At 32.9% G+C, this 2955-nt stretch carries 4 protein-coding genes; all 4 read left to right on the top strand.

What is annotated here, in order from left to right; translation table 11 throughout:
• Positions 1-189: 189 nt before the first annotated feature.
• Positions 190-726, top strand: coding sequence for a c-type cytochrome (locus tag ACILQF_RS12315; RefSeq protein WP_395627700.1), 537 nt, complete (start codon positions 190-192; stop codon positions 724-726).
• Positions 727-907: 181 nt separating this feature from the next.
• The gene (locus tag ACILQF_RS12310) at positions 908-1825 is read left to right on the top strand and encodes an SMP-30/gluconolactonase/LRE family protein (RefSeq protein ID WP_395627699.1); all 918 of its coding nucleotides are present in this window, start codon (positions 908-910) and stop codon (positions 1823-1825) included.
• A 26-nt stretch (positions 1826-1851) separates the two neighbouring features.
• Entirely contained in the window at positions 1852-2319 is a 468-nt protein-coding gene (locus tag ACILQF_RS12305; protein ID WP_395627698.1) for a RidA family protein, read from the top strand.
• A 152-nt stretch (positions 2320-2471) separates the two neighbouring features.
• Positions 2472-2936, top strand: a complete 465-nt coding sequence (locus tag ACILQF_RS12300) for a cytochrome c (RefSeq protein ID WP_395627697.1) — start codon at positions 2472-2474, stop codon at positions 2934-2936.
• The last annotated feature ends 19 nt before the right edge of the window (positions 2937-2955 follow it).

The following is a 2955-nucleotide window of genomic DNA, read 5'->3' as shown; positions in this document are numbered from 1 at the left end:
CGTATTTTTTAATAAAACATTTAATAAACATCGTTCTCCAATTTGTTTCCTTTTGTAACGATCTTATTCAATTCTTCAATTTGCCCGTTTTTAGATTTTAAATTTTATGTTTTAATTTATAATCCGAGTTTTTTTAAATAGAATTGTGTCTTACAATTTTCTGTACTGTATTTTAGATTTAATTAATAAATGAAAAGATTGTTAATGCTAGGTTTAGCTTATTTTTTAATGGCTTGCAATAGTTCTTCTGATAAAAAAAGTTTGCCTAATTCAACTGTTTTAAGAGCTTCAGATTCAACTGAAACTATTGCCAGTGTAGACACATCCAGTGCCTCTACTATTAATCCTGTGGCCTCTGAGAATAAGAATTCTCAAGTCAAAATCAGTAAAGTAGAAGCAATAAAACCACAAGTTAAAGAAAATCAAGATTCGCCTATCGTGAAAGCAGTGGAGAACTCAGACTTACTTAATATAAAAAATGGGGAAGTACTTATTTCAAAATCTGATTGTATGGCCTGCCATAAAGTTCAAGATAAACTATTAGGTCCCTCTTACAAGGAGATTGCTAATAAGTATGAAAAAAACAAAACAAACATTGGTTATTTAGTACAAAAAGTGAAAACGGGTGGTAGTGGCGTTTGGGGTCCAATTCCAATGTCTCCTCATCCAACTTTATCTGATGATGATGCTCACGATATGATTGTATATATTCTTAGTATGAAATAAAATTTATTTCAACATTTTTTCAAAGCTGTATCACATTCTCTGCTATTTTAAACGGAATCTACCACATTGTTAATGAGATTTGATAATTGTCCTTAGATTAAATTAGGCAAGATTATTTTTTAAAATAGGGGCTTAGCTCGTTTTTTTACTCTTATATTTAATTATACTAACAGAAATAAATATGGTTTTTAATATTAACAACAAACTTGGCACGAAACTTTGTTTTTTAGCTCTGCTTTTAGGGTCTCATTTTTGGGTTTATGCTCAAGACCCTTTTATAAGTGCTGCTTTAACACCAGAAAAAAGTTTCCCATCGGGTGTTGAAGGTCCAGCGGTAGCCGCAAATGGTACAGTTTACGCTGTTAATTTTGGTAAAGCTGGTACTATCGGACAAATATCTCTTGATGGAAAGGCAAGTTTATTTGTGGAATTGCCTTCAGGAAGCGTAGGAAATGGAATCCGTTTTGATAGTAAAGGCAATATGCTTGTTGCAGATTACACGAATCATAATGTGCTGAAAATAAATATGCTGACTAAGAAAATCAGTGTTTTTGCACATAATCCTAAAATGAGTCAGCCCAATGATATTGCCATCGATAACAGTGATCGTTTATATGCGAGCGATCCTAATTGGAAAGCCGGAACAGGAAGAATTTGGAGAATAGATTTGGATGGTAAAACCACCATGCTCGACAGCATGGGAACTACAAATGGAATTGAAGTTAGTCCTGATAATAAATATTTATATGTTAACGAGTCTGTACAACGCAAAGTTTGGAAATATGATCTAAATACAAAGGGCGAGATAAGTAATAAACGTCTAATTCATGAATTCCCGGATTTTGGGATGGATGGTATGAGATGCGATATTGATGGAAATTTATACATTACTAGACATGGTAAGGGTACTGTTGTGAAGCTATCTCCTGCCGGGAAATTAATAAGAGAAATCAATACATTGGGTAAGTTACCAAGTAATATTGCTTTTGGGGGTAAAGATGGTAAAACTGCCTACATCACACTTCAAGACAAGGGTTATTTAGAGAGTTTTAGGGTTGATAAACCAGGCCGTGAATGGCAAATGTTGAAAAAGAAATAATATTCATTAATTCAAATTAAAATAATATGAAAACAGAAAGAAGATCAGTACTTAAGAAATTATTTGCATCTGTTGTAGGCGTAAGCGGAATTGCTGCTGTTGCAAATGCGAAGAGCCTAGCATCTGCTTCCGAAAAAGAAGCTGGAAATATTACAAATTTCCAAGATGTACCCCTTTTCTCAGGACATACCATTCATAATGGTTTAGTTTATATTGCGGGTAAAGGTGCTCACACAGATCCTTTTGATATAAAATCTCATACTGAAATTGTGTTGAAAGAATTAGAAAAGGAATTGATTAAGGCAGGTTCTTCAATGGAAAAGGTATTAAAAGTTACCGTTTACCTGAATGATATTGCTGATTATAAAGGGATGAATGAAGTTTATAAAGGCCGTTTCGGAAAAAAACCTCCTGTTCGTTCTACAATAGCAGTTGCAAAGGGTGGTGTACCGGGCGACTCATTAGTTGAAATGGATTGTATTGCATACCTATAATATTTAGGTACTTACTAATAAATTAACAGCCATAAAGTCGATTAAAAGATTAAAATGGCTGTTGATTTGTTGAATTCAAGGGTTTTGCAAGTCTTTCATCTCATTTTCATGCAATATGTTGTTGACTTTTCTTTTTTTAATATGTCTTTTAAATGAAAAATATTATCTTTTTTAAAACTTTCTTATTTCTAGGTATTTGTGCTTTTGTTTTAACTGCCTCAAAGAATTATTCTTCTGCTTCAGATGATATTAATGCCATTGAATTCAATATAGATACAACTAAAAAAGGATTATGGCTTGCACCAGAATGGGCTGATACGATTAAAAATACGTTAGCACTTAACGCTGAAAATATATCAAAAGGTGAGGAACTATATAATATGTATTGTTTTTCGTGCCATGGAGATACTGGCTATGGCGATGGACCAGCTGGTGGTTCAATGGGTATCAGACCTGCTAATTTTCATGATCAAAAGGTTATTAAGCAAAAGGATGGTGCAATCTTTTGGAAATTAAGTAATGGGAATGGAAATATGCCACCATACAAAGAAATTCTTTCAGAAAAGGAAAGATGGCAATTAATTAGTTTTGTAAGAGAATTAGGAAAACAATTATAAAAGTTAGCTATAATGAACC

This window comes from Daejeonella sp., from assembly GCF_044232565.1.
In the GTDB taxonomy this organism is placed as follows: domain Bacteria; phylum Bacteroidota; class Bacteroidia; order Sphingobacteriales; family Sphingobacteriaceae; genus Daejeonella.
Note: the sequence above shows the minus strand (reverse complement) of the source record. Positions and strands in the feature narration are given on the sequence as shown.